This is a genomic window from Streptomyces sp. NPDC053542 (genome assembly GCF_044544685.1).
Taxonomy (GTDB): Bacteria; Actinomycetota; Actinomycetes; order Streptomycetales; family Streptomycetaceae; genus Streptomyces.
This window is the reverse complement of sequence record NZ_JBITXL010000004.1, coordinates 90,252-110,712: the sequence shown is the minus strand read 5'-3', so window position 1 is coordinate 110,712 and position 20,461 is coordinate 90,252. Positions and strand designations below refer to the sequence as shown.

The 20,461-nt window shown below is 72.6% G+C and carries 18 protein-coding genes; 7 read left to right on the top strand and 11 right to left on the bottom strand.

Features of this window, described 5'->3' with window-relative positions:
* Positions 1 to 48: 48 nt before the first annotated feature.
* The 3 genes from ACIGXO_RS12190 to panB form a co-directional block, all read right to left on the bottom strand.
* Positions 49 to 879 carry an ABC transporter permease gene (locus ACIGXO_RS12190; RefSeq protein ID WP_399784163.1) on the bottom strand — a complete coding sequence of 277 codons (831 nt, stop codon included), beginning with the start codon at positions 877 to 879 and terminating at the stop codon, positions 49 to 51.
* Positions 876 to 1,904, bottom strand: a complete 1,029-nt coding sequence (locus ACIGXO_RS12185; protein WP_399784160.1) for an ATP-binding cassette domain-containing protein — start codon at positions 1,902 to 1,904, stop codon at positions 876 to 878. Before ACIGXO_RS12185 ends, ACIGXO_RS12190 begins: the two co-directional genes overlap by 4 nt.
* A gap of 167 nt (positions 1,905 to 2,071) precedes the next feature.
* A complete protein-coding gene (gene panB, locus ACIGXO_RS12180) occupies positions 2,072 to 3,004 on the bottom strand; it encodes a 3-methyl-2-oxobutanoate hydroxymethyltransferase (protein WP_399784157.1) in 933 nt (310 codons plus the stop codon).
* A 211-nt stretch (positions 3,005 to 3,215) separates the two neighbouring features.
* Here panB and ACIGXO_RS12175 point away from each other — a divergent pair, with 211 nt between their 5' ends.
* The 3 genes from ACIGXO_RS12175 (at position 3,216) to ACIGXO_RS12165 (ending at position 6,969) form a co-directional block, all read left to right on the top strand.
* Entirely contained in the window at positions 3,216 to 4,853 is a 1,638-nt protein-coding gene (locus ACIGXO_RS12175) for an MFS transporter (protein ID WP_399785621.1), read from the top strand.
* 86 nt (positions 4,854 to 4,939) lie between these two features.
* Positions 4,940 to 5,569: a TetR/AcrR family transcriptional regulator gene (locus ACIGXO_RS12170; protein ID WP_399784154.1), complete on the top strand. Its 630-nt coding sequence runs from the start codon at positions 4,940 to 4,942 to the stop codon at positions 5,567 to 5,569.
* A gap of 476 nt (positions 5,570 to 6,045) precedes the next feature.
* Positions 6,046 to 6,969 carry an endonuclease/exonuclease/phosphatase family protein gene (locus ACIGXO_RS12165; protein ID WP_399785618.1) on the top strand — a complete coding sequence of 308 codons (924 nt, stop codon included), beginning with the start codon at positions 6,046 to 6,048 and terminating at the stop codon, positions 6,967 to 6,969.
* Positions 6,970 to 7,224: 255 nt separating this feature from the next.
* Here the strand turns inward: ACIGXO_RS12165 and ACIGXO_RS12160 are convergent, their stop codons facing one another.
* From ACIGXO_RS12160 to ACIGXO_RS12150, 3 genes are all read right to left on the bottom strand, one after another.
* Complete coding sequence (locus ACIGXO_RS12160) at positions 7,225 to 7,635, bottom strand: DUF3040 domain-containing protein (protein WP_399784151.1); 411 nt, start codon at positions 7,633 to 7,635, stop codon at positions 7,225 to 7,227.
* A gap of 303 nt (positions 7,636 to 7,938) precedes the next feature.
* A complete protein-coding gene (locus tag ACIGXO_RS12155; protein WP_399784147.1) occupies positions 7,939 to 8,694 on the bottom strand; it encodes a methyltransferase in 756 nt (251 codons plus the stop codon).
* A gap of 515 nt (positions 8,695 to 9,209) precedes the next feature.
* The gene (locus tag ACIGXO_RS12150; RefSeq protein WP_399784144.1) at positions 9,210 to 9,701 is read right to left on the bottom strand and encodes an SAV_6107 family HEPN domain-containing protein; all 492 of its coding nucleotides are present in this window, start codon (positions 9,699 to 9,701) and stop codon (positions 9,210 to 9,212) included.
* A gap of 196 nt (positions 9,702 to 9,897) precedes the next feature.
* Between ACIGXO_RS12150 and ACIGXO_RS12145 the strand changes: the two genes are divergently transcribed.
* The 4 genes from ACIGXO_RS12145 to ACIGXO_RS12130 all read left to right on the top strand — a co-directional run bounded on the left by ACIGXO_RS12145 (position 9,898) and on the right by ACIGXO_RS12130 (position 15,720).
* Complete coding sequence (locus ACIGXO_RS12145; protein WP_399784141.1) at positions 9,898 to 10,776, top strand: ATP-binding cassette domain-containing protein; 879 nt, start codon at positions 9,898 to 9,900, stop codon at positions 10,774 to 10,776.
* Positions 10,748 to 12,958 (top strand): YhgE/Pip family protein, encoded by a 2,211-nt coding sequence (locus tag ACIGXO_RS12140; protein WP_399784138.1) that lies wholly within the window; start codon positions 10,748 to 10,750, stop codon positions 12,956 to 12,958. The genes ACIGXO_RS12145 and ACIGXO_RS12140 overlap by 29 nt, the downstream gene beginning before the upstream one ends.
* 44 nt (positions 12,959 to 13,002) lie before the next feature.
* Positions 13,003 to 13,656: a TetR/AcrR family transcriptional regulator gene (locus ACIGXO_RS12135; RefSeq protein ID WP_399784136.1), complete on the top strand. Its 654-nt coding sequence runs from the start codon at positions 13,003 to 13,005 to the stop codon at positions 13,654 to 13,656.
* Positions 13,657 to 14,181: 525 nt separating this feature from the next.
* Positions 14,182 to 15,720 (top strand): phytoene desaturase family protein, encoded by a 1,539-nt coding sequence (locus ACIGXO_RS12130; protein WP_399784134.1) that lies wholly within the window; start codon positions 14,182 to 14,184, stop codon positions 15,718 to 15,720.
* A gap of 113 nt (positions 15,721 to 15,833) precedes the next feature.
* On the opposite strand, the gene ACIGXO_RS12125 is transcribed toward ACIGXO_RS12130, so the two are convergent.
* From ACIGXO_RS12125 to ACIGXO_RS12105, 5 genes are all read right to left on the bottom strand, one after another.
* Entirely contained in the window at positions 15,834 to 16,865 is a 1,032-nt protein-coding gene (locus ACIGXO_RS12125; RefSeq protein ID WP_399784133.1) for a hypothetical protein, read from the bottom strand.
* Between the two features lie 36 nt (positions 16,866 to 16,901).
* Positions 16,902 to 17,819, bottom strand: coding sequence for a methylenetetrahydrofolate reductase [NAD(P)H] (gene metF / locus ACIGXO_RS12120; RefSeq protein ID WP_399784131.1), 918 nt, complete (start codon positions 17,817 to 17,819; stop codon positions 16,902 to 16,904).
* A 170-nt stretch (positions 17,820 to 17,989) separates the two neighbouring features.
* Entirely contained in the window at positions 17,990 to 18,640 is a 651-nt protein-coding gene (gene thiE, locus ACIGXO_RS12115) for a thiamine phosphate synthase (protein ID WP_399784129.1), read from the bottom strand.
* 80 nt (positions 18,641 to 18,720) lie between these two features.
* Complete coding sequence (locus ACIGXO_RS12110) at positions 18,721 to 19,086, bottom strand: Rv2175c family DNA-binding protein (protein ID WP_399784127.1); 366 nt, start codon at positions 19,084 to 19,086, stop codon at positions 18,721 to 18,723.
* A gap of 90 nt (positions 19,087 to 19,176) precedes the next feature.
* On the bottom strand, positions 19,177 to 20,355 hold the full coding sequence (locus ACIGXO_RS12105; protein WP_399785615.1) for an NAD(P)/FAD-dependent oxidoreductase: 1,179 nt from the start codon (positions 20,353 to 20,355) through the stop codon (positions 19,177 to 19,179).
* Between the last annotated feature and the right edge of the window lie 106 nt (positions 20,356 to 20,461).

The window sequence follows — 20,461 nt, the reverse complement described above, 5'->3', positions numbered from 1 at the left end:
CGACCGCTCGGCCGCGGCGGGCACCGGGACCTCCGGCCTTCGGCCGGGTCAGGTCTTCGACCGGAATTTCCGGACCGCCAGCGGCATCGCGACGGCCGTGATGGCTATCGCCCAGGCCAGCGTGATCAGGGCCGGGTGGGCTATCGGGCCCTCGCCGGCGATGAGGTGGCGGGCCGCGTCGGCGAGGTTCGAGAGGGGGTTGATCTTCGTGAAACCCTCCAGCCAGCCCGGCATCGACGCGGTCGGCGCGAAGATCGACGAGCCGAACTGCAGCGGCATCAGCACCAGGAACGCCATCCCCTGGACCGCCTGCGGCGTCTTCAGGGCCAGCCCCAGCAGGATGAAGATCCACATCACGGCGGCACCGAAGACGGTCGACAGCGCGATGGCCCCGACGAACTCCAGCGCCGAGCCCTTGATCTCCAGGCCGAGCAGGAAGCCCATGCCCAGCAGGATCGCGGTGGCGACCAGCATCCGGCCGACCTCGACGACGATCTTGGCTATCAGGACCGAGGAGCGCGCGATGGGCATCGTGCGGAAGCGGTCCATCACGCCCTTGCGGAAGTCCTCGTTGACGCCCGAGCCGACCGCCATGGCGATGTTCATGCCCATCATCGCCATCATGCCGGGGACCAGATACTGGACGTACTGCTGCTGATTGCCCTTGCCGGCGATGGCGCCGCCGAAGACGTACACGAACAGCAGGATGAAGACGACGGGCATCAGCAGGGCGTCGAACATCGACTCCGGGTCCTGCTTGATCTGGAGGGCGTTCCGCCGGACCAGCGCGCCGATGTGGCGCAGATTGGCCCGCAGGCCGATCCGGCCCTCGGCGGCCCCGGGCTTCGCGGCCGGCGCCGTGATCGTTGCGGCGCTCATGCCGCGACCTCCTCGTACTGGGCGGACGCCGGCTCGGCGGCCGCGTCGGCCTCGGACGTCTTCTGGCCGGTGATGGCCAGGAAGACCTCGTCCAGGCTGGGCAGATGGGTGTTGATGCCGGCGAGCGCGAAGCCGCGCTCGCCGAGGACGTTGACCACCGCGGTCAGCTGCTCGTCGCTGATGATGGGGACGTTCACCACGCCGTCCTCGGGGTCCGCCGTGGCGCCCGCTATGCCGTCCAGGCCGGCCTGCGCGATCGCGCCGACCATCCGGTCCAGCTCGCCGCGGACCGCCGGCCGGATCTGCAGCGTGCGCCCGCCGACCTTGGCCTTCAGCTCTTCCACCCGGCCCTCGGCGATCACCCGGCCGCGGTCGACGACGGTCAGCTCGTCGGCCAGCCGCTCGGCCTCCTCCATGTACTGCGTGGTCAGCAGCACCGTCGCGCCGTCCCGGACCATGTTGTTGACCTCGTCCCAGACCTCGTTGCGCGTGCGCGGGTCGAGGCCGGTCGTCGGCTCGTCCAGATACAGCACCGCGGGGCGGCCGATCATCGAAGCGGCCAGGTCGAGGCGGCGGCGCATGCCGCCCGAGTACTTCCCGGCGGGGCGCTTGGCGGCCTCGGTGAGCGAGAACCGCTCCAGCAGCTCGTCAGCGCGCGCCCGGGCGTCCTTGCGGGAGAGATCGAGCAGCCGCCCGATCATGTACAGATTCTCCCGGCCGGAGAGCTTCTCGTCGACGGAGGCGTACTGCCCCGTCAGCCCTATCGTGCGGCGCAGGGCGCGGGGCTGGCGCACGACGTCGTACCCGGCCACGACCGCCGTGCCGGCGTCGGGGACGAGCAGCGTGGACAGGCAGCGCACGAGCGTGGTCTTGCCCGCGCCGTTCGGCCCGAGCACGCCCATGACCGTGCCTTCCCGCACGTCCAGGTCCACTCCGTCGACGGCCTTGACATCGCCGAAGTGCTTGACCAGGCCACGGACTTGGACGGCCGCGCGGCCGTCGGCGGAGTGTGTCTTCTGCGTCATGGATCCACAGTGACAGGCACCACTGACAACGCCCCGACAGCGCAGGCCGGACGCCTACGGGCCACCGACAAACCACCGACAGACATCACCGACAGACACGCGCGGGGCGCTGCCGGATCACCGGCAGCGCCCCACTGATCGTTACATCTGAGAGCCGGGCCCGCCCCTCAGTGGAAGGTGTGCTCCTCCGCCGGGAACGTGCCGCCCACCACGTCCTCCGCGAACGCCTTCGCCGCGCCGCCGAGCGCCTCGCGCAGCTGCCCGTACTGCTTCACGAAGCGCGGCACCCGGCCCTTGGTCAGGCCGGCCATGTCCGTCCAGACCAGGACCTGCGCGTCGCATTCCAGGCCCGCGCCGATGCCGATGGTGGGGATGTGCAGCGAGCGGGTGACCTCGGCGGCCAGCTCGGCCGGTACAGCCTCCAGGACCACCGAGAACGCGCCCGCGTCCTGTACCGCCTTGGCGTCCCGCAGCAGCTGCTGGGACGCCTCCTCGCCGCGGCCCTGGACGGGGTAGCCGCCGAAGGCGTTGACGGACTGCGGGGTCAGCCCGATGTGGGCCATGACCGGGATACCGGCGTCGACCAGCAGCTTGATCTGGTCCGCCGAGCGCTCGCCGCCCTCCAGCTTCACCGCGCCCACGCCGGCCTCCTTGACCAGCCGGGTGGCGTTCCGGAGCGCCTGGACGGGGCCCTCCTGGTACGCGCCGAAGGGCAGGTCGGCGACGACGAGGGCGCGCTCGGTGCCGCGTACGACGGCGGCGGACAGCAGCGTCATCTCGTCCATCGTGACCGGGACGGTCGACTCGTACCCGAGGTGGCAGTTGCCCATCGAGTCGCCGACGAGCAGGACGGGGATGCCCGCCTCGTCGAAGACCGACGCGGTCATCGCGTCGTACGCGGTGAGCATGGGCCACTTGTCGCTGCGGGCCTTGGCGGCGGCGATGTCGCGAACGGTGACGCGGCGGGACCGCTTGCCGCCGTACAGCGACTTCTCGGCGGACTTGTCGGCCGCCGCCTTCTCGGGCGCGGCGCCGGTCTTCGGGTCCTGTGCGCCGGCGGTCGTTGGGTCCTGTGTCTGGGCAGGCGAAATCTGCGTCATGACGACGGCTCCTGTTCAGGTCATCTCGAGGCGCCCTGACGGCGTCCCCGGACTCACCTCCCATGCTGACACGCCCGCGCGCGGCGGTGGAAGAGGAGCGGGGAGCGATACCTGCCACGTGCAACAAAAATACGGAACGGTGCCGTATCGAAAAGGGCGTACGCTGGTTCGTATGGCACGCTCTTCCGATTCTTCACCCGGCGCCGGGGACATGCCCTCCGGCGGCGGGGCCTCGTCCGACGGTGGTGGCATAGCCGCGGCCCCGGCCGTCCCCGAGCACGTCCACCGCCGCCGGTGGGCGATCCTCGGTGTGCTGATGCTCAGCCTGCTGATCGTCGTCCTGGACAACAGCATCCTGAACGTGGCGATGAAGACGATCGCCACCCCGGCCCCCACCGGGCTCGGCGCCAGCCAGAGCCAGCTGGAGTGGGCGATCAACTCGTACACGCTGGTCTTCGCGGGCCTGCTGTTCACCGCGGGGCTCCTCGGCGACCGGCTGGGCCGGAAGAAGGTCCTGCTGACCGGTCTGGTGATCTTCGGTCTGGGGTCCGTACTGGCCGCCGTCTCCGGCTCGCCCGGCCAGCTGATCGCCTTCCGCGCGGTGATGGGCCTGGGCGGCGCGCTGGTCATGCCGGCCACCCTCGCCATCCTCATGAACGTCTTCGAGCGCGACGAGCAGCCCAAGGCCATCGGCATCTGGGCGGGCGGCGTCGGCCTGGCCATCGCCATCGGCCCGATCGCCGGCGGGCTGCTCCTGGACCACTTCTGGTGGGGCTCGGTCTTCCTGGTCAACGTCCCGATCGTGCTGATCGCGCTGGCCGCGATGATGATCCTGGTCCCGGACAGCAAGGACCCCCGGCCCGGCCGGCTGGACCCGGTGGGCGTGCTGCTCTCCGTGGTCGGCCTCGTGCTCCTGGTGTACGGCATCATCAAGGGCGGCCAGCTCGCCGACTTCACCGACCCGCAGGTGCTCGGCACGATCCTCGCCGGGCTGCTCGTCCTGGCCGGCTTCGTCCTGTACGAGAAGCGCATCGACCATCCGTCGATCGACATCAGCTACTTCCGCAAGCCGGCCTTCTCCGCCGCCGTGGCCGCGATCGCGCTGGTCTTCTTCGCGCTGATGGGCGTCACGTTCTTCATGGTCTTCTACATCCAGAGCGTGCGCGGCTACACCCCGCTCCAGGCGGGCCTGCTGATCCTGCCGCTGGCCGCCGCCCAGATGATCTTCGCGCCGCGGGCCCGGCACGTCGTCGACCGCTTCGGCGCGAAGGCCGTCTGCACGGTCGGCATGCTGCTGGTCGCGGTCACGATGTCCGGCTTCCTGCTGATGGACACCGACAGCCCGATCTTCGTGCTGGAGGTGCTCTTCTTCCTCCAGGGCACGGGCATGGCGCACATCATGCCGCCGGTCACGGTCTCGATCATGCAGTCCCTGCCGCGCGAGAAGGCCGGCTCCGGCTCGGCGCTGAACAACACTTTCCGGCAGGTCGGCGGCACGCTCGGGGTCGCCGTACTGGGCTCGCTGCTGTCCGCGGCCTACCGCGACCGCATCCAGGGCACGCTGGACTCCGTACCGGGCCTGCCCGCGGGCGCGCGGCACGCGGCGGGCGAGTCCATCGAGGCCACGCTCGGCGTCGCGGAGAAGCTGGGGCCCGCGGGCCGGCAGCTGGCGGCCGCCGCCAACGACGCGTTCGTGCACGCCATGCATGTCACCGCGCTCGGCTCCGCCACGGTCGCGGTCGTCGGCGCGCTGGTCGTCGGGCTCTTCCTGCCCGGGAAGGCGGCCGACCGGGCTGCCGGCCGGGGCCGGGAGACGCCGCGAGAGACTTCTCCGGCGGGGAAGCCGTAAGGGCGCACGGCGCTCCGGGCGGTACGGAACGACGCTCCGGGCAGTACGGACGCTCCGGGCAGTACGGAACGAGAGGCGGACCAGGCGTGACGAGCGCGAAACGGGGCGGGACACCGGCCGATGTGGCGGCCACCCGCAGGCCCGGGCGGCCGCGCAACGAAGCGCTGGAGTCCACGATCATCGAGAGCGTCCTGGACCTGCTGGAGCGCGACGTCCCGCTCGCCGACCTCTCGATGGAGCGCATCGCCAGGGAGGCGGGCGTCGGCAAGGCCACGGTGTACCGGCGCTGGTCCGGCAAGGCCGGCCTGATGCTCGACGTGATGCGCTCGCTGGAGGAGGAGAACCCCGAGCTGCCCGGGGAGTCGGTCCGCGACGACCTGGTACTGCTGCTGGAGTTCCTGCGCCGGCGCGGCCTGGCCAAGCGCAACTCCGCCCTGCTGCGGACGGTGATCACGCAGGTCAAGGCGCAGCCCGAGCTCTGGCGCGAGTACCACGACACGGTCGTCCAGGCGCGCCGCGACGCGCTGCTGGCCGTCCTGCGGCGCGGCATCGGGAGCGGCGAGATACGCGGGGACTGCGACATCGAGGTCCTCGCCGATCTCTTCGTGGCGCCGATGCTCTCTCGGGCGCTGCTGCACGAGTGGAAGGAACTGCCCGAGGGGCTCGCCGAACAGATCGTCGATACGGTTCTGGACGGCGTCCGGCCGCGTACGTGACGGACCGGCGTCCGGCCGCGCACGTGACCGTCGGCGCGCGTCCGCGCCCCGTACGAGCGGCGTTTGCCGTCCCGTACGAGAGGCGTTTGCCGCCCCTCCCGGACGGCAGGCACAATGATCTTTCCGCCGCTCGTTCCCGACGGCTCGTTCCCGATGGCTCCTTCCGGCAGCTCGCTCCTGACGGCTCGTTTCCGACCGCTCGATGAGCGGTTCATGCCCGTTCTGTCACAGCACCTGTCGGCGCAGGCGCCGGCGGAACCCTGGCCATTCGCGCTTCGTCCCCAGGGGAGACAGCAGAGGCTGAGCATCGCCTATGGTCAAGGCCCTAGGGTCGGGAGCCAGGCGGGGCGCACGAGCACGGCAGTGAGGGCATCGGGATGACGCAGGCGTACATGTCGGAGGCGGGGCGGGGCGCGGGCCCCGGCGGGACCGGCCGCCGGACGGGCCGCCTGACCGGGCGGTGGCGGCGCGAGGGCATGTGGCGGCGCGGCCTCCTGCTCGCCGTACTGGCCGTGGCGCTGGGCCTGCTGATGGTCCTGCACGCCGACGTACCGAACTCCATCGGGAACCTCGGCAGCCTGCTGGAGACCTTCCTGCCGTGGCTGGGCATCATCGGCATCCCGCTGCTGCTCATCGCCGCGCTGCTGCGCAGGTCGGCGAGCGCGCTGGTCGCGCTGGTGCTGCCGGCGGTCGTCTGGGCCAACCTCTTCGGCGGGCAGCTCACGGACAAGTCCGGTGCCCGCGGCGATCTCACCGTCGCCACGCACAACGTCAACGCCGAGAACCCCGACCCGGCCGGCACCGCGAAGAAGGTCGCCGACTCGGGCGCCGACGTGGTCGCGCTGGAGGAGCTGACCGCCAAGGCGCTGCCCACGTACCGCGAGGCGCTCGCCGCGAAGTACCCGTACCGCACGGTCGAGGGCACGGTCGGTGTGTGGAGCAAGTACCCGCTCTCCGACTCCCGCCCCGTCGACATCAAGATGGGGTGGACGCGGGCGCTGCGCACCACGGTCACCGCCCCCGACGGGCAGCGGGTCGCGGTCTACGCGGCGCATCTGCCCTCGGTACGGGTGAAGGTCAAGGCCGGGTTCACCGCGAACCAGCGGGACAACAGCGCCGACGCGCTGGGCGAGGCCATCGCCGCCGAGCAGCTGTCCAAGGTCGTACTGCTCGGCGATCTGAACGGCACGATGAACGACCGGTCCCTCGCGCCGGTCACCGCGCAGATGCGGTCGGCGCAGGGCGCGGCGGGCGACGGCTTCGGCTTCAGCTGGCCGGCCGCGTTCCCGATGGCCCGGATCGACCAGATCATGGTCAAGGGCGTGGACCCGGCCTCGGCGTGGAGCCTGCCGTCGACGGGCAGCGACCACCTCCCGCTGGCGGCATCCTTCAAGATCTAGCGCGTACAAGGTCCAGCGCATACGGCAAGGGCCGGCGCGCGCGGCAAGCTCCTGCGACGCGCACGGTCGCGTACGGGGGGGGGGGGGGGGGGGGGGGGGGGGGGGGGGGGGCCGGCGGGGGGGGGGGGGGCGGGGGGGGGGGGGGGGGGGGCGCCCCCCCCCCCCCCCCCCCCCCCCCCCCCCCCACCACTCTCAGCTCTCAGAAGCCTCAGGCGTCGAAAGGGTCCGGGACGCAGGGGCGGGGCGCTGGGGCGCTCAGTGGCCCTGTTCGTCCCGGCGGCGCTGCCAGCGTTCTTCGATGCGGTCCATCATCGAGCGCTTCGGCCGGGACGTACGGCGTGACTGTCCGCCTCCGCCGCGGGCGGCCCCCGCTCCGGCCTGCTGCTCACCCGGCTTGGGCGCCTTGCGCCAGCTGGTGACGGCCAGGACCGCGCAGCCGAGCATCACGAGGAAGCCCACTACGCTGATCCAGATCTGCTGCGCGACCATTCCGGCCATGAGGAGCGCGATACCTACCAGGAAGCCCGCGACCGCTTGGTAGACCCGTCGCCGGGTGTACGTACGCAGCCCGCTTCCCTCAAGCGCTGTCGCGAACTTGGGATCTTCGGCGTACAGCGCTCGCTCCATTTGCTCGAGCATGCGCTGCTCGTGCTCCGAGAGCGGCACGGAGTCCTCCTACTCGTCGGTCGCGGGGGGCGACCGGGTGCGACCCTTTCAGGATAGGCAGGGAATCGCCCCCGTGAAACCCGCCCCTCTACGCCAATTCACTGTCCGCGCCACCATGGTGGCCGATGGTGATGCACCCTGCATTCCCCATCCGCCCTCCCGCCATGCCGGACGTTGTACCTCCGATCATACGGGGCGAAGCGGCTGATCGGGGGCCCTGTGGCCGACTGCACCCGGCAGTCGGCGTTCGCCTCGCGGCGCGCGCCCCGCCGATGCGGCGGCCACGGCGCCGGCCGCGGCCCGTCAGCCGCGCTCGGCGAGGACGTGCAGCTGGGTGGCGACGGAGTGGAAAGAGGGGAGCTCGGCGGCCGCTGCCTCGAGCTTCAGCAGCGCCTCCATGGCACCGGGCTCGGTGTCGACGAGCACGCCGGGGACCAGGTCGGCGAAGACCCGTACGCCGTGCACCGCGCCGACCGCGAGGCCGGTACGGGTCACCAGCTCGGTGAGCTGCTCGGCGGTGAAGCGGCGGGGCACCGGGTCACCGTCGCCCCAGCGGCCCGCGGGGTCGCTCAGGGCGTGCTGTGCCTCGGTGAAGTGGCCTGCCAGGGCGCGCGCCAGCACGGCGCCGCCCAGGCCCGCGGCGAGCAGGCTCAGCGTGCCGGCGGGGCGCAGCGCCTCGACGGCGTTGCGGACGCCCTCGGCCGGGTCGTCGACGTACTCGAGGACGCCGTGGCAGAGGACCGCGTCGTAGCCGCTGCGCTCGACGACATCGAAGAGGCCGTGGGCGTCGCCCTGGACGGCGCGCACCCGGTCGGCCACGCCCTCCTCGCCCGCCCGGCGCTCCAGGGCGAACAGCGCGTTGGGGCTGGGGTCGACCACCGTGACGCGGTGGCCGAGCCGGGCGACGGGCACGGCGAAGTTGCCGGTGCCGCCACCGGTGTCCAGGACGTCCAGGGCGTCTCGCCCGGCGGCCTTGGCCCGGCGCTCCAGGGCGTCCTTCAGGACCTCCCAGACCACGGCGGTACGAAGGGATGCGCGCGGGCGCAGCGGGTCAGACACGGCGGGTGGCTCCTCGCGGGGGCATGTACTGATAGCGCCTCCCACCCTATGGGGTCGCGCGGCCTCCGCCACGCCCGCGCACGCCCGAACCGTGCCCGGCGGCCCGCCCGGGCCTTTCCCGGGCGGATTGCGGCCGCCCCGCGCCGAGGCGCGCTTCCCGGTGATTCCCTTTCGTTCCACCGAACGGAAAAGGCGGGGCCGGGCCGGACGGAGAAGGCCCGCGGGAGAAGAAAAGACAGGCGCGGGCGGGAACTCCGCGGAAAGCGGGAAACACGGAAGCCGGCGGCGGCCACGGGCGGAGAGCGGGCAGCGGGCGGCGGGCCGGGAATGACGGGGGCGGGGAATACACCCGCGCATTTCCGGTGACCGCCCGAGAGTGGCCTGCTTCCGGGCACCTCCTTCCGGCCCGCCCCTTTTCGGCCAGGCTGTTTTCGGCCATGCCGCCGCGGGCAGCACGCGTCAGTCCGGCCGACGCGCCACCCGAGGGCCGCGCCATGCAGGTCACCCGACGCACATCACCCGGCACGCGTCCGCGGCGGCGGGAGCAGGGGCTGGAGAGCCAGCAGGCGCTCGACGAGGCGGAGGAAGTGGGCGGCGGCGCGCAGGAGGTCATCGACCTCCCGCGGGCCGGCCGCCCCGGGTATGCCCGCTTCGGCGCGGGCCCGGCGCTCGGCACCGGCGGCGAACAGGGCGCTCCACTCCGATAATTCGGGCGCGACCTCGGGCAGCACCTCCCAGGCGCTGCGGATGCGCTGCCGGCGGCGGAGCGTCGGCTCGGGCCGGCCCCGTACGGCCAGGACCGCGGCGGCGGCGCGCAGAGCGGCGAGGTGAGCCGTCGCGAAGCGCTCATTGGGGGCTTCCAGGGACGCCGCCTCTTCCAGGCCGCGCTGGGCCTTGGCCAGCAGGTCGAGAGCGGCCGGCGGGGCGGCCGTCCGGCGCAGGACGGGATGGACATCGCTCGGGGGACCGTACGCAGCGGAACCTGCCCCAGTGGGACGAGTTGCCATGACGAACCTCCTGTCGTCGCATAACGGCTCGGAACCGCACAACCCATCGTGAGGCACACCACTGACAATCGACCTGACCTGCACTTTCTGCCTGTAGTCGAGATCACGTCACGCTCCCCCGCGGCCGACTTGCGCCCACCCGGGCACCATGCGGCATACTTTTTGCACTGACTGGTCAGTTCAAGAGGGAGGGAACGTGGACAGCACCCCGCACGGGGCGGCGGTCAAGGCCCAGGGGCTCGGAGTCAAGGGACCTCGCGGCTGGGCGTTCCAGGACGTCGACATCGCGGCCGAACCCGGCTCGCTGATCGCTATCGAGGGGCCGTCCGGCTCGGGCCGCACATGTCTGCTGCTCGCGCTCACCGGACGCATGAAGACCGCCGCGGGCAAGGCCCGGGTGGGCGGCCTGTCGCTGCCCAAGAAGATGGCCGCCGTACGGGCGGTCACGGCGCTGGCCCACGTACCGGGTGTCGCCGAGCTCGACCCGGCCTTCACGGTCGCCGAGCACCTGCACGAGCGCGCCCTGCTGCAGCGCCGCTTCGGCAGCCCGGTACGCGCCCTGCTGCGCCCGCGCCGCGAGCGCCGCGCCGAGGCCCGGGGCCGGATCGACGCCGCGCTGGAGGCCGCCGGGCTCGACCCGGAGACGCTGCCCAAGGGCGTACGGACATCCGTACGGGATCTGGAGCGGCTGGAGGCGCTGCGGCTGTCGGTCGCGCTGGCGCTCATCGGTGCGCCGCGGCTGCTGGCCGTCGACGACACCGACATGAAGCTGTCGGACGAGGAGCGCGCGCAGGCGTGGGCGCTGCTGCGCGGGCTGGCCGCCGCCGGGACGACGGTACTGGCGGTGTGCAGCCAGGCGCCCGAGGACGCGCTCGTGGTCTCCACGGCGCGCCGCCCGGAGAAGCCGCGGCCCGAGCCGGAGTCCGGCTCGCCGGCGGCGGAGCCGGAGGCCGGAGCGGCTCCGGAAGACGGACCGGATCCGGAGGCCGAAGCGGCCCCGGAGACGGGCACCGAGAAGAACATCAAGAACGAGGAGGGGGCGGCGGATGCGCTCGCCGAAGCTGGCCGCGCTTGAGCTGAAGCGGTTCGGCAGGGGGAAGCTGCCGCGCGCCGCGCTGGTGGCCCTCCTGCTGCTGCCGCTGCTCTACGGGGCGCTCTACCTGTGGTCCTTCTGGGACCCGTACTCGCGCCTGGACAAGATCCCGGTCGCGCTGGTCAACACCGACCGGGGCGCCTCGGCGAAGGGCGAGCACATCAACGCCGGCGACGACCTCGTCAAGGGCCTCAAGGACAGCGACACCTTCGACTGGCACCCCGTGAGCGCCGCCGAGGCGGCCAAGGGGGTCGAGTCGGGCACGTACTACCTCTCGCTGACCGTCCCCGCGGACTTCAGTACGTCGATCGCGTCCAGCTCCGGCGACCACCCGGAAACCGGCGAGCTGAAGGTCCGTACGAACGACGCCAACAACTACATCGTCGGGCAGATCTCCAAGACGGTCTTCTCCGAGGTGCGCGCCGCGGCGTCCGCGAAGTCCTCGCGCGGCTTCCTGGACAAGATCTTCGTGTCGTTCTCCGACCTGCACGACGCCACCCAGAAGGCCGCCGACGGCGCCTCCGAACTGAAGGGCGGCATCGGGAAGGCCAAGAAGGGCACCGGTGACCTGAAGGACGGCCTGGGCACCGCAAAGAAGGGCAGCAGCGACCTGGCCGACGGGATCGACGCCGCCAAGAAGGGCAGCCACGACCTGGCGAACGGCCTGAAGGACCTCGACTCCGGGGCGGGCAGGCTGGACACGGGGGCCGGCCAGGTCTCCAAGGGCGCGGGCCAGGTGGCCGAGGGCACCCAGAAGCTCGCCGACAAGGTGAACGAGGCCAACAAGGCCGTGGGTCCCTTCGTGCACGCGCACGGCAAGGAGATCGGCGACGCCGCGCGTCTGGTGGCCGACGGCTCGCAGGCCATCCGGGACAACCTCGGCAAGCTGCCGAAGGCCGCCTCGGACGGGGCCACGGCCTCCCGGGGGCTGGCCAACCAGGTCGCGGCCTTCTACAAGCTGCGCTGCGAGAGCGCGCTGACGGACCGCGACCCGTCCTGCACCGAACTCAAGGACATGCGGGACAAGTCCGATGCCGCGGCCGACAAGGCCGAGGAGGTCAGCGGCCTGGTCCAGAACGAGAAGAACCTGGCGCAGCTGGGCAGGGACCTGGACCAGGTGCACCGGCTCGCGAGCACGCTGGCCGAACACGGCCCCACGCTCGGCCAGGACCTGGACACGGCCGTCAAGCAGGTCAACGAGCTCAACAAGGGCGCCCACGCGGTGGCCACGGGTGCCGACAAGCTGGCCACCGGAGCGGGCGACCTGCACAAGGGGACCGGCACCGCCAAGAAGGGCGGCGCCGACCTGGACACCGGTATGGGCAGGCTGCAGACCGGCGCCGGCGACCTGGACGAGGGCGTGGGCAAGCTGAAGAACGGCGCCGAGACCCTGAACGGCGGCATGTTCAAGCTGTCCGACGGCTCGGCGAAGCTGGCCGGCGGGCTGCACGACGGCGTCAAGCAGATCCCGGACTACGACAAGGACCAGCGCGACGCCCGTACGGGTGTGATGTCCGACCCGGTGCAGCTCGCCTCGGGCTCGGCGCACCAGGCGCCCAACTACGGGACGGGCTTCGCCCCGTACTTCATTCCGCTGTCCCTGTGGGTCGGCGCGATGGTCGCCTACATGCTGATCCAGCCGCTGAACCGGCGGGCGCTGGCGGCCGGCGCGAGCGCCCTGCGGACCGCGGTGTCCGGCTGGCTCCCGGTGTTCGCCATCGGGGTGCTGCAGATCGCGGCCCTGATGTCCGTGCTGCACTTCGGGCTGGGCCTGGAGATGGTGAACGCGGCGGGCACGATCGGATTCCTGGTGCTGGCCACGGCCTGCTTCGCGGCGATCGTGCAGTGGCTGAACGCGCAATTCGGCGCCGCGGGCCGCATCCTGGTGCTGGCGCTGCTGATGCTCCAGCTCACCTCGGCGGGCGGCACGTACCCGGTGCAGACCAGCCCCGGCTTCTTCAATGCGCTGCACCCGTACCTGCCGATGACGTACATCGTCGGGGGCCTGCGCCGCCTCATCACGGGCGGTGACCTGACACCGGTGTGGCAGGGCAGCATCGTGCTGGCGGGCTTCACCGTGGGCGCGCTCGCGCTCACCACGTGGACCGCGCGCGGCCGGCAGGTCGTACGGATGAAGGACCTGCACCCGGAGCTCAGCCTGTGAGCGCGCGCACCGCGGTGCCGTCCGCAGGGGGCACAATCGCCTCCATGGACAGCTCCAACACGCGTCGCGAGGCAACTCGGCGCAAGCTCTTCGAGGCCGCGGTGACGCTCATCGCCGAACAGGGTTTCTCCTCCACCACGGTGGACGAGATCGCCGAACGGGCGGGCGTCGCGAAGGGCACGGTCTACTACAACTTCGCCAGCAAGAACGTGCTCTTCGAAGAGCTGCTCCGGCACGGCGTGGAGATGCTGGCCGCCTCGCTCCAGAACGCCGCCGACGAGGTGGCGGAGCGGGGCGGCTCCCGGGTCGACGCGCTGGATGCGATGATCCACGCGGGGCTGTACTTCATCTCGCAGTACCCGGCGCTCACCCAGCTGTACGTGGCCGAGCTGTGGCGCACGAACCGGACGTGGAACTCCACGCTGATGATGGTGCGGGAACGGGCCGTCTCCGTGGTCGCCGACGTCATCCGGGACGCGGTGGCCGGCGGCGAGCTGAGCGAGGAGATCGACATCCCGCTGACGGCCTCCGCCCTGTTCGGGATGGTGCTGGTGGCGGCGCTGGACTGGCAGTCCTTCCAGCCGGACCGGTCGATCGACGACGTGCACGCGGCGCTCTCCCGGCTCCTGCAGGGGCGGGTGAGCGGCCATCAGGGCGCGGGCGGGGCCGGCGCCGGGGCCGGTACCGCCCTCGGCTGATGAGGATGAGCACCCAGCCCTGAGTACACGTACTCAGAAGGCGAGATGAGTAGGTACGCGGATGGGCCGCGACCTGCGCGGACGGGAAAGTGGAGACCACGGAGGGGAAGCCGGCGCCGGTACCGCCGACACGGGGCGGCGGAACGGTGCGGCCTCCCCGACGTGGCAGGGGGAGCCCGGGGGAACGGGGCTCCACGGGGGAGCCACGGGGGAACGGGGCTCCACGCTCCACGGGGGAGCACGGGGGAAGCCGGGGAGACCCGGTGGAACGGGGGAAGCACGGGGGAAGCCGGGGAGACCCGGTGGAACGGGGGAAGCACGGGGGAATCCGGGGAAACCCGGTGGAACGGGGGAAGTACGGGGGGACGCGCTGTCCTGGTCGGGTCGAAGGGGGAACGATCCGCGCCAGGGCAGCGCGTTTTTTCATGCCCGCCAGGGCCCGCGGCCCGAGGCCCGCACCCGCTCCGGCCTGCGGCGGGAGGCCGCCCCGCGGCGTTGTCAGTGGTCGCCGATAAAGTCTGGGACATGGCACGGATTGCGGTGATCGGCGCCGGGACGGGCGCGATGGCGGCCGCCGCCCGGCTGGCCGTCGCGGGCCACCGGGTGGCGGTGTGGGAGCGCGGCGAGACGTACGGCGGCTCGCTGCGGCGGTTCGAGCGCGCCGGTTTCGGCTTCGACACCGGACCCGGGCTGCTGCACCTCCCGGCCGTGCAGCGCGACCTGTTCGTCAAGACCGGCCGCGAGCCGCTGGAGAAGCTCGTGGACCTGGTCCAGGTCGACCCGGCGAGCCGCCATGTCTTCCCCGACGGCACGGACGTCGCCCTGCCGAACGCCTCGCGGGCCGGCGTCACCGAGGCGCTGGACCGGGCGCTCGGCGCGGGCGCGGGCGAGCGCTGGAGCGCGCTGCTGGTCCGCGCCCGGGAAGCCTGGGACCGGACCCGGCGGCCTCTGCTGGAGGAGCCGCTGTGGCCCGACTGGCAGGTGCTGGGGCGCGAGCCGTATCCGGCCGTCGGCCGCAAGGGCCTGCTCAAGCGGCGCCCGGCGCGCACCCTCGCCGAGGTCGCGGCCCTGGAGCTGAAGGACCCGCGGCTGGTCGCGCTGCTGGAGAGCCACGCACTGGCGTACGGCTTCGACCCGCGCACCGCCCCCGCGAGCGCCACGGTCCTGCCGTACATGGAGCAGACCTTCGGCTCGTGGTACGTCGGCGGCGGGCTGCGCGCGCTGGCCACGGCGCTGTACGAGCGCTGCCTGGCCAGGAAGGTGGAGTTCACCTTCGGGGCCGAGGTGCGGCGGCTGGTCGTCAAGGACGGCCGGGCGGCCGGGCTGGAGCTGGCCGACGGGCGGGTGACGGACGCCGACATGGTGGTCGCGGGCGTCGACCCGTGGACGCTGGCCGGGCTGACCGGCGACTCCCCCGGCGCGGCCGGGCGGGTGCGCGGCGCGGACGACGTACTGCCGCCGGCGGCGCCGAGCGGGCGGTTCAGCGTGCTGCTGGCGCTGCACGGCGCCCGGGAGGCGGGCGCGGCGCACCGTACGGTCGTGCACGCCGCGGACCGGGAGGCGGAGCTGACCGGCGTCTTCGGGGGCGGCGGGCTGCCGCAGGCGCCCACGGTGACGGTGCTGCGCCCCGACGACCCGGCGCAGCGGCCCGACGCGGACCACGAGGCGGTGACGCTGACGGTGACGGTCCCGGCGCACGCGGAGGGCGGCGCGGGAGGCGTCGACTGGACGGCGGACGGGGTGGCCGAGGCGTTCGCCGACCGGGTGGTCGCGGCGGCCGCCACCGCGGTGCCGGACCTGGGGAAACGTGTCCTGTGGCGGGAGATACGGACGCCGGTGGACACCGCCGCCGACACCGGCGCGCGGGGTGGCGGGGTGCCCGGCCCCGCGCTGGCCGGGCTGGACGGACAGGCCCTGCGCCCGGCCAACCGTACGCGGATACCGGGCCTCTACACGGCCGGCGGCTGGTCCCATCCGGGCGGCGGGCTGGCCCATGCGGGCATGTCCGGCGCGCTGGTGGCGGGCCTCGTGGTCAACGGCGACGACTGGCGCGGCTCGCAGTAACGGCACCGGCCGACGCGGCGCACGATCACGGCGCCGGTCCGACGCGCGCGCCGGACCGGGCTGGGCCCTCAGGGGCTGCGCCCTCAGTACCGGCGCCGCGCACCGGCGAAGGCTCAGTACCGGTACTGCTGCCCGTCGTACCCCTGCTGCGGATAGCCGTAGCCCTGGTGCTCCGGCTGGTATTCGGGCTGGTGCGGAGGCTGTTCGGGCGGGAGGTCGCCCGCGCGCTGCTGGGGGACCCAGACGCCGCCGGGCGGGGTCTCCGGGCCCGCGCCGTAGTGCTGGCCGTCGTAGCCCGCGCCGTACTGCGGCGGGACCTGGCCGCCCTGGCCGTAGGGGTCCTGTCCGCCGTAGGGGTCGGCGGGCGGGTATTGCGCGTAGGGGTCGTACGGCGCGCCGTACGGGTCCTGGCCCGCGTACGGATCGGCGTGGCCGTAACCGCCGTAGGGATCGGCGGCGTAGCCGTCGTGGGCGGCGGCGGGCTCGTAGTAGCCGCCGTAGGGGTCCTGCGGGTGCTGCCCGGTCCGGGCGTCGGTGCTGTAGATGCCGTACTGGCCGGTCTCGTCGGGCAGCGGCTGCGGGGCGTAGACCGGCGCGGCCTGGGTGGCGTCCGCGCCGTACGGGTCGGCGTAGCCGTCCGGGCGGGCGTCGTAGGCGTCCGTGTACGAGGCCGCGACGGCGTCGGGCGAGTAGCCGGCGGCACCGGCGTATCCGGCCTGCGTGCCGTAGTCGTCGGCGCCGTGGCCGTCACCGGCCTCCTGCGGGCCGTACCGGTCGTCGTCCGGGAACGGGCCGCCGGCTGGGCCGACGGCCGCGTCGGCGGCTTCCGGAGCCGGCCCGGCGGCGGTCCCCCGGCCGCGCGAGCGCCGTCTGCCGCTCACCCGCGGCCGGCCGGCCTCGAGGGCCCAGCCCATCGTGAAGCCGCGCCGGAAGGAGAGCGTGACGTAGGTCTGGCCCACCGCGAAGGCGATCGCGCCGGCCGCGATGACCACGATGGACGGCAGGATCACGCCGACGACGACGCCGAGGAAGCCGCAGAAGGCCAGCAGCCGCCAGCGCAGCCGGGCCTTGTACTGGAGCAGTACCTCGCTCAGCAGCCAGAGCGCCACGATGCCGAACGCGATGTAGAGGATCGTCCAGCCCATGTACGCCCCTGTTTCCGCCGCTGTGGGCCACCGTGGTCAGGTCTGCTGGTGCAGACCCAGATTCTCGTAGATTTCCAGCGTCGCCGTGGAGTGGTTCAGGGTAATGAAGTGCAACCCCGGAATGCCCTCGGCGGTCAAGCGTGCACACAGCTCCGTGGCGTACTCGATACCAATGGAGCGTACCGCCGCGGGATCGTCCTTGACGGCCAGGATGCGTTCCGCCAGCTCGGGCGGGAAAGCCGCGTTGCTGAGCTGCGCGAACCGCTCGATCTGCCGGACGTTCGTGACCGGCATGATCTCCGGGATGATCGGCGTTTCGCAACCGGCGGCGGCCACCCTGTCACGAAGGCGCAGATAGTCCTCCGCGTAGAAGAACATCTGGGTGATCGCGAAGTCGGCGCCCGCACGGCACTTGTCCACGAAGTGCCGGATGTCGGTGTCCCAGTCGGTGGAGCGCGGGTGCATCTCGGGGAAGGCCGCGACGCCCACGCAGAAGTCGCCGGACTCCTTGATCAGCCGGACCAGGTCGGCGGCGTACGCGATGCCCTCGGGGTGGCGCACCCACTCGCCCATCGGGTCGCCGGGCGGGTCGCCGCGCAGCGCGAGCATGTTGCGGATACCGGCGTCGGCGTACTGGCCGATGATGTTGCGCAGGTCCGCGATGGAGTGGTTGACCGCGGTCAGGTGCGCGACCGGGGTGAGCGTGGTGTCCGTGGCGATCCGCTCGGTGGCCCGGACGGTGCCCTCACGGGAGGTGCCGCCGGCGCCGTAGGTCACCGACACGAAGGTCGGGGCCACGGCCTCGATGCGGCGAATGGCCTTCCACAGGGTCCGCTCGCCCTTCTCGGTCTTCGGGGCGGCGAACTCGAACGAATAGGACCGCTTGCCCTCAGCAAGCAGTTCGCGCACCGTACGCGCGCGGTCAGTCCTGGTGGAAGCAGTACCTAGGGCCATACCGGCAGGTTAACCACCGGCCAGGCAGGCCCCCAACCATGCCCGGCACTATGACCCGGTTTGCCGGGTTCCTGTTCACCAGTCGGACACTTCACGTCAGACCGCTGATCATCGGCCCGAGGCGCCGCGACCCGCTGTACGCAGGGCATCACACGGCGTGCGCCGCTGCGTCACGCCTCGTACGCGCGGATCCGCTTCGCCAGCTCGGCCGCCGCCGCGCCGGGGTCGGACGCCTCGGTGAGCGCGCGCACCACCACGACCCGGCGGGCGCCCGCCTCCAGCACCTCGTCCAGATTGCCCGCGTCGATCCCGCCGATCGCGAACCAGGGGCGGTCGGGGCGCTGCGCCGCGGCGTACCGCACGAGGTCCAGGCCCGGGGCGTGCCGGCCCGGCTTGGTCGGGGTGGGCCAGCAGGGGCCCGTGCAGAAGTAGTCCACGCCCGGCTCGGCGAGGGCGGCGTCCACCTCTGCCTCGGCGTGCGTGGACCGGCCTATCAGGACGTCCTCGCCGAGGATGGCGCGCGCCGCGGGGACCGGCAGGTCGCCCTGTCCGAGATGGAGCACGTCGGAGCCGATGGCGTGCGCGACGTCGGCGCGGTCGTTGACCGCGAGGAGCTTGCCGTGCCGCCGGCAGGCGTCCGCGAAGACCTCCAGGTGCGCCAGCTCCTCGCCGGCCTCCATGCCCTTGTCGCGCAGCTGCACGATGTCCACGCCCGAGGAGAGCACCGCGTCCAGGAACTGCGGCAGGTCGCCCTGCTCCTTGCGGGCTCCCGTGCAGAGGTAGAGGCGGGCGTCGGACAGGGCTTGTCGTGCGGTGCTCATCGGGTCTTCCCCCAGACGGGGCGTACGGACCGGGCCGGCCGGTCCGTACGCCTTCGGTTGCGGCGGTGGTGGCGGGTGTGTCAGACGGCGAGCGCCTGTGCCCGGCGCTTCACCTCCGTGCCGCGATTCTCGCGCAGCGCCTGCGCGGGCGTCCCCGGCAGGCTCTCATCCGCGGTGAACAGCCACTCCAGCATCTCTTCGTCGGTGAAGCCGTCGTCCCGGAGGAGCGTGAGCGTCCCCACCAGGCCCTTGACGACCTTGCCTTCCTTGATGAACTCGGCCGGCACATGGAGGGCCCTGTTCTCACCGCGGCGCACCGCGATCAGCTGGCCCTCCTTGACCAGCTGCCGGACTCGCGTCACCTCGACGCCGAATTCCTCGGCGATGTCGGGGAGGGTGAGCCAGGCGGAAACCAGTCCATCGATCTTTGCGTCAATCTCGGTCACACCCCAAGCGTGCCATCCCCCACTGACAGTCGGTAGCCGGGCATCGCCATCAGTGCACACCACCAGCCACAGCCGGTGGCCGCGCTGCTGCTAAACCGCCTGCACCGCAGCCGATTTCAGCGGCACCGAGGCGTCCGCCGCGGCCGTCCGGTCCAGCAGCGCGCTCCGCTCGATGAGCTTGCGTCCCTGCGCCAGATCGCGCGGCCGCCCCACGGCCAGCAGCGCCACCAGCGCGCCCTCCCGCAGCCACAGCGCCGTCCAGGCCGTGCTCGCCGGGTCGCCGCGCCAGACCAGCTCGTCGGCGACGCCGTGGTACCCGGCGCACTGCACGAACCGGCCGAACTGCTCCGACCAGAAATAGGGCACCGGGTCGTACACCGTGCCCTCCGCCTCGCACCGCGCGATGTTCGTCGCGACCGTGCGCGGCCCCTGAAGGGCGTTGTCCCAGTGGTGCACGAGGAGCCGGCGGCCGTAGCGCGCGGACGGGAAGGAGGCGCAGTCGCCGACCGCGTAGACATCGGGCACCGAGGTGCGCAGCCGCTCGTCGGCCCGTACGGAGCGGTCCTCGCACAGCTCGACACCGGAGCCGGCCAGCCAGTCCGTGGCACAGCGCGAGCCGATGCCGATGACCACGGCGTCCGCGGGCAGCGACGTGCCGTCGGCGAGCAGGACGGCGCCTTCCTGTACGGCGGCGACGCGGGTACCGGTACGGAGCGTGGCGCCCGCGTCGGCGTACCAGCGGGCCATGTGGGCGGCGACCTCTTCGGGCAGCGCGCCGGCCAGCGGGCGGTCGGCGGCCTCCACGACGGTGACCTCGCAGCCGGTCTCGCGGGCCGCGGTGGCGAACTCCGCGCCGATCCAGCCCGCACCGACCACCACGACGCGCTGCTGCGCGGCCAGTACCGGGCGCAGCCGCTCGGCGTCGTCCAGGGTGCGCAGCACGTGCACACCCGGTACGCCCTCGCTGCCCGGGAGGGTCATCGCCTCCGCCCCGGTGGCGATGACCAGCCGGTCGTAGTGCACCGGGCCGGTCTCGGTCAGCACCTCATGGGCGTCGGCGTCGAGTCCGGTGACGGCCCTGCCGAGCTCCAGCTCGATCGCCAGGGAGGCGAAGTCGACGTCGAAGGCCGAGCCGTCCGCCTTGCCGAGCAGCACCGCCTTGGAGAGCGGCGGCCGGTCGTAGGGCGGGTGCGGTTCGGCGCCGAGCAGGGTGATCGTGCCGCGCCAGCCCTGTTCGCGCAGGGCAACGGCGGTCTGCACGCCCGCCATCCCCGCGCCGGCGATGACGACGCGGCGCGAGCGGTCGGGGGTCCGCGAGTACTTGCTCTGCTGGCTCACTCGATCACTCTAGGACGCACCCCCTGGCCGGACTCAG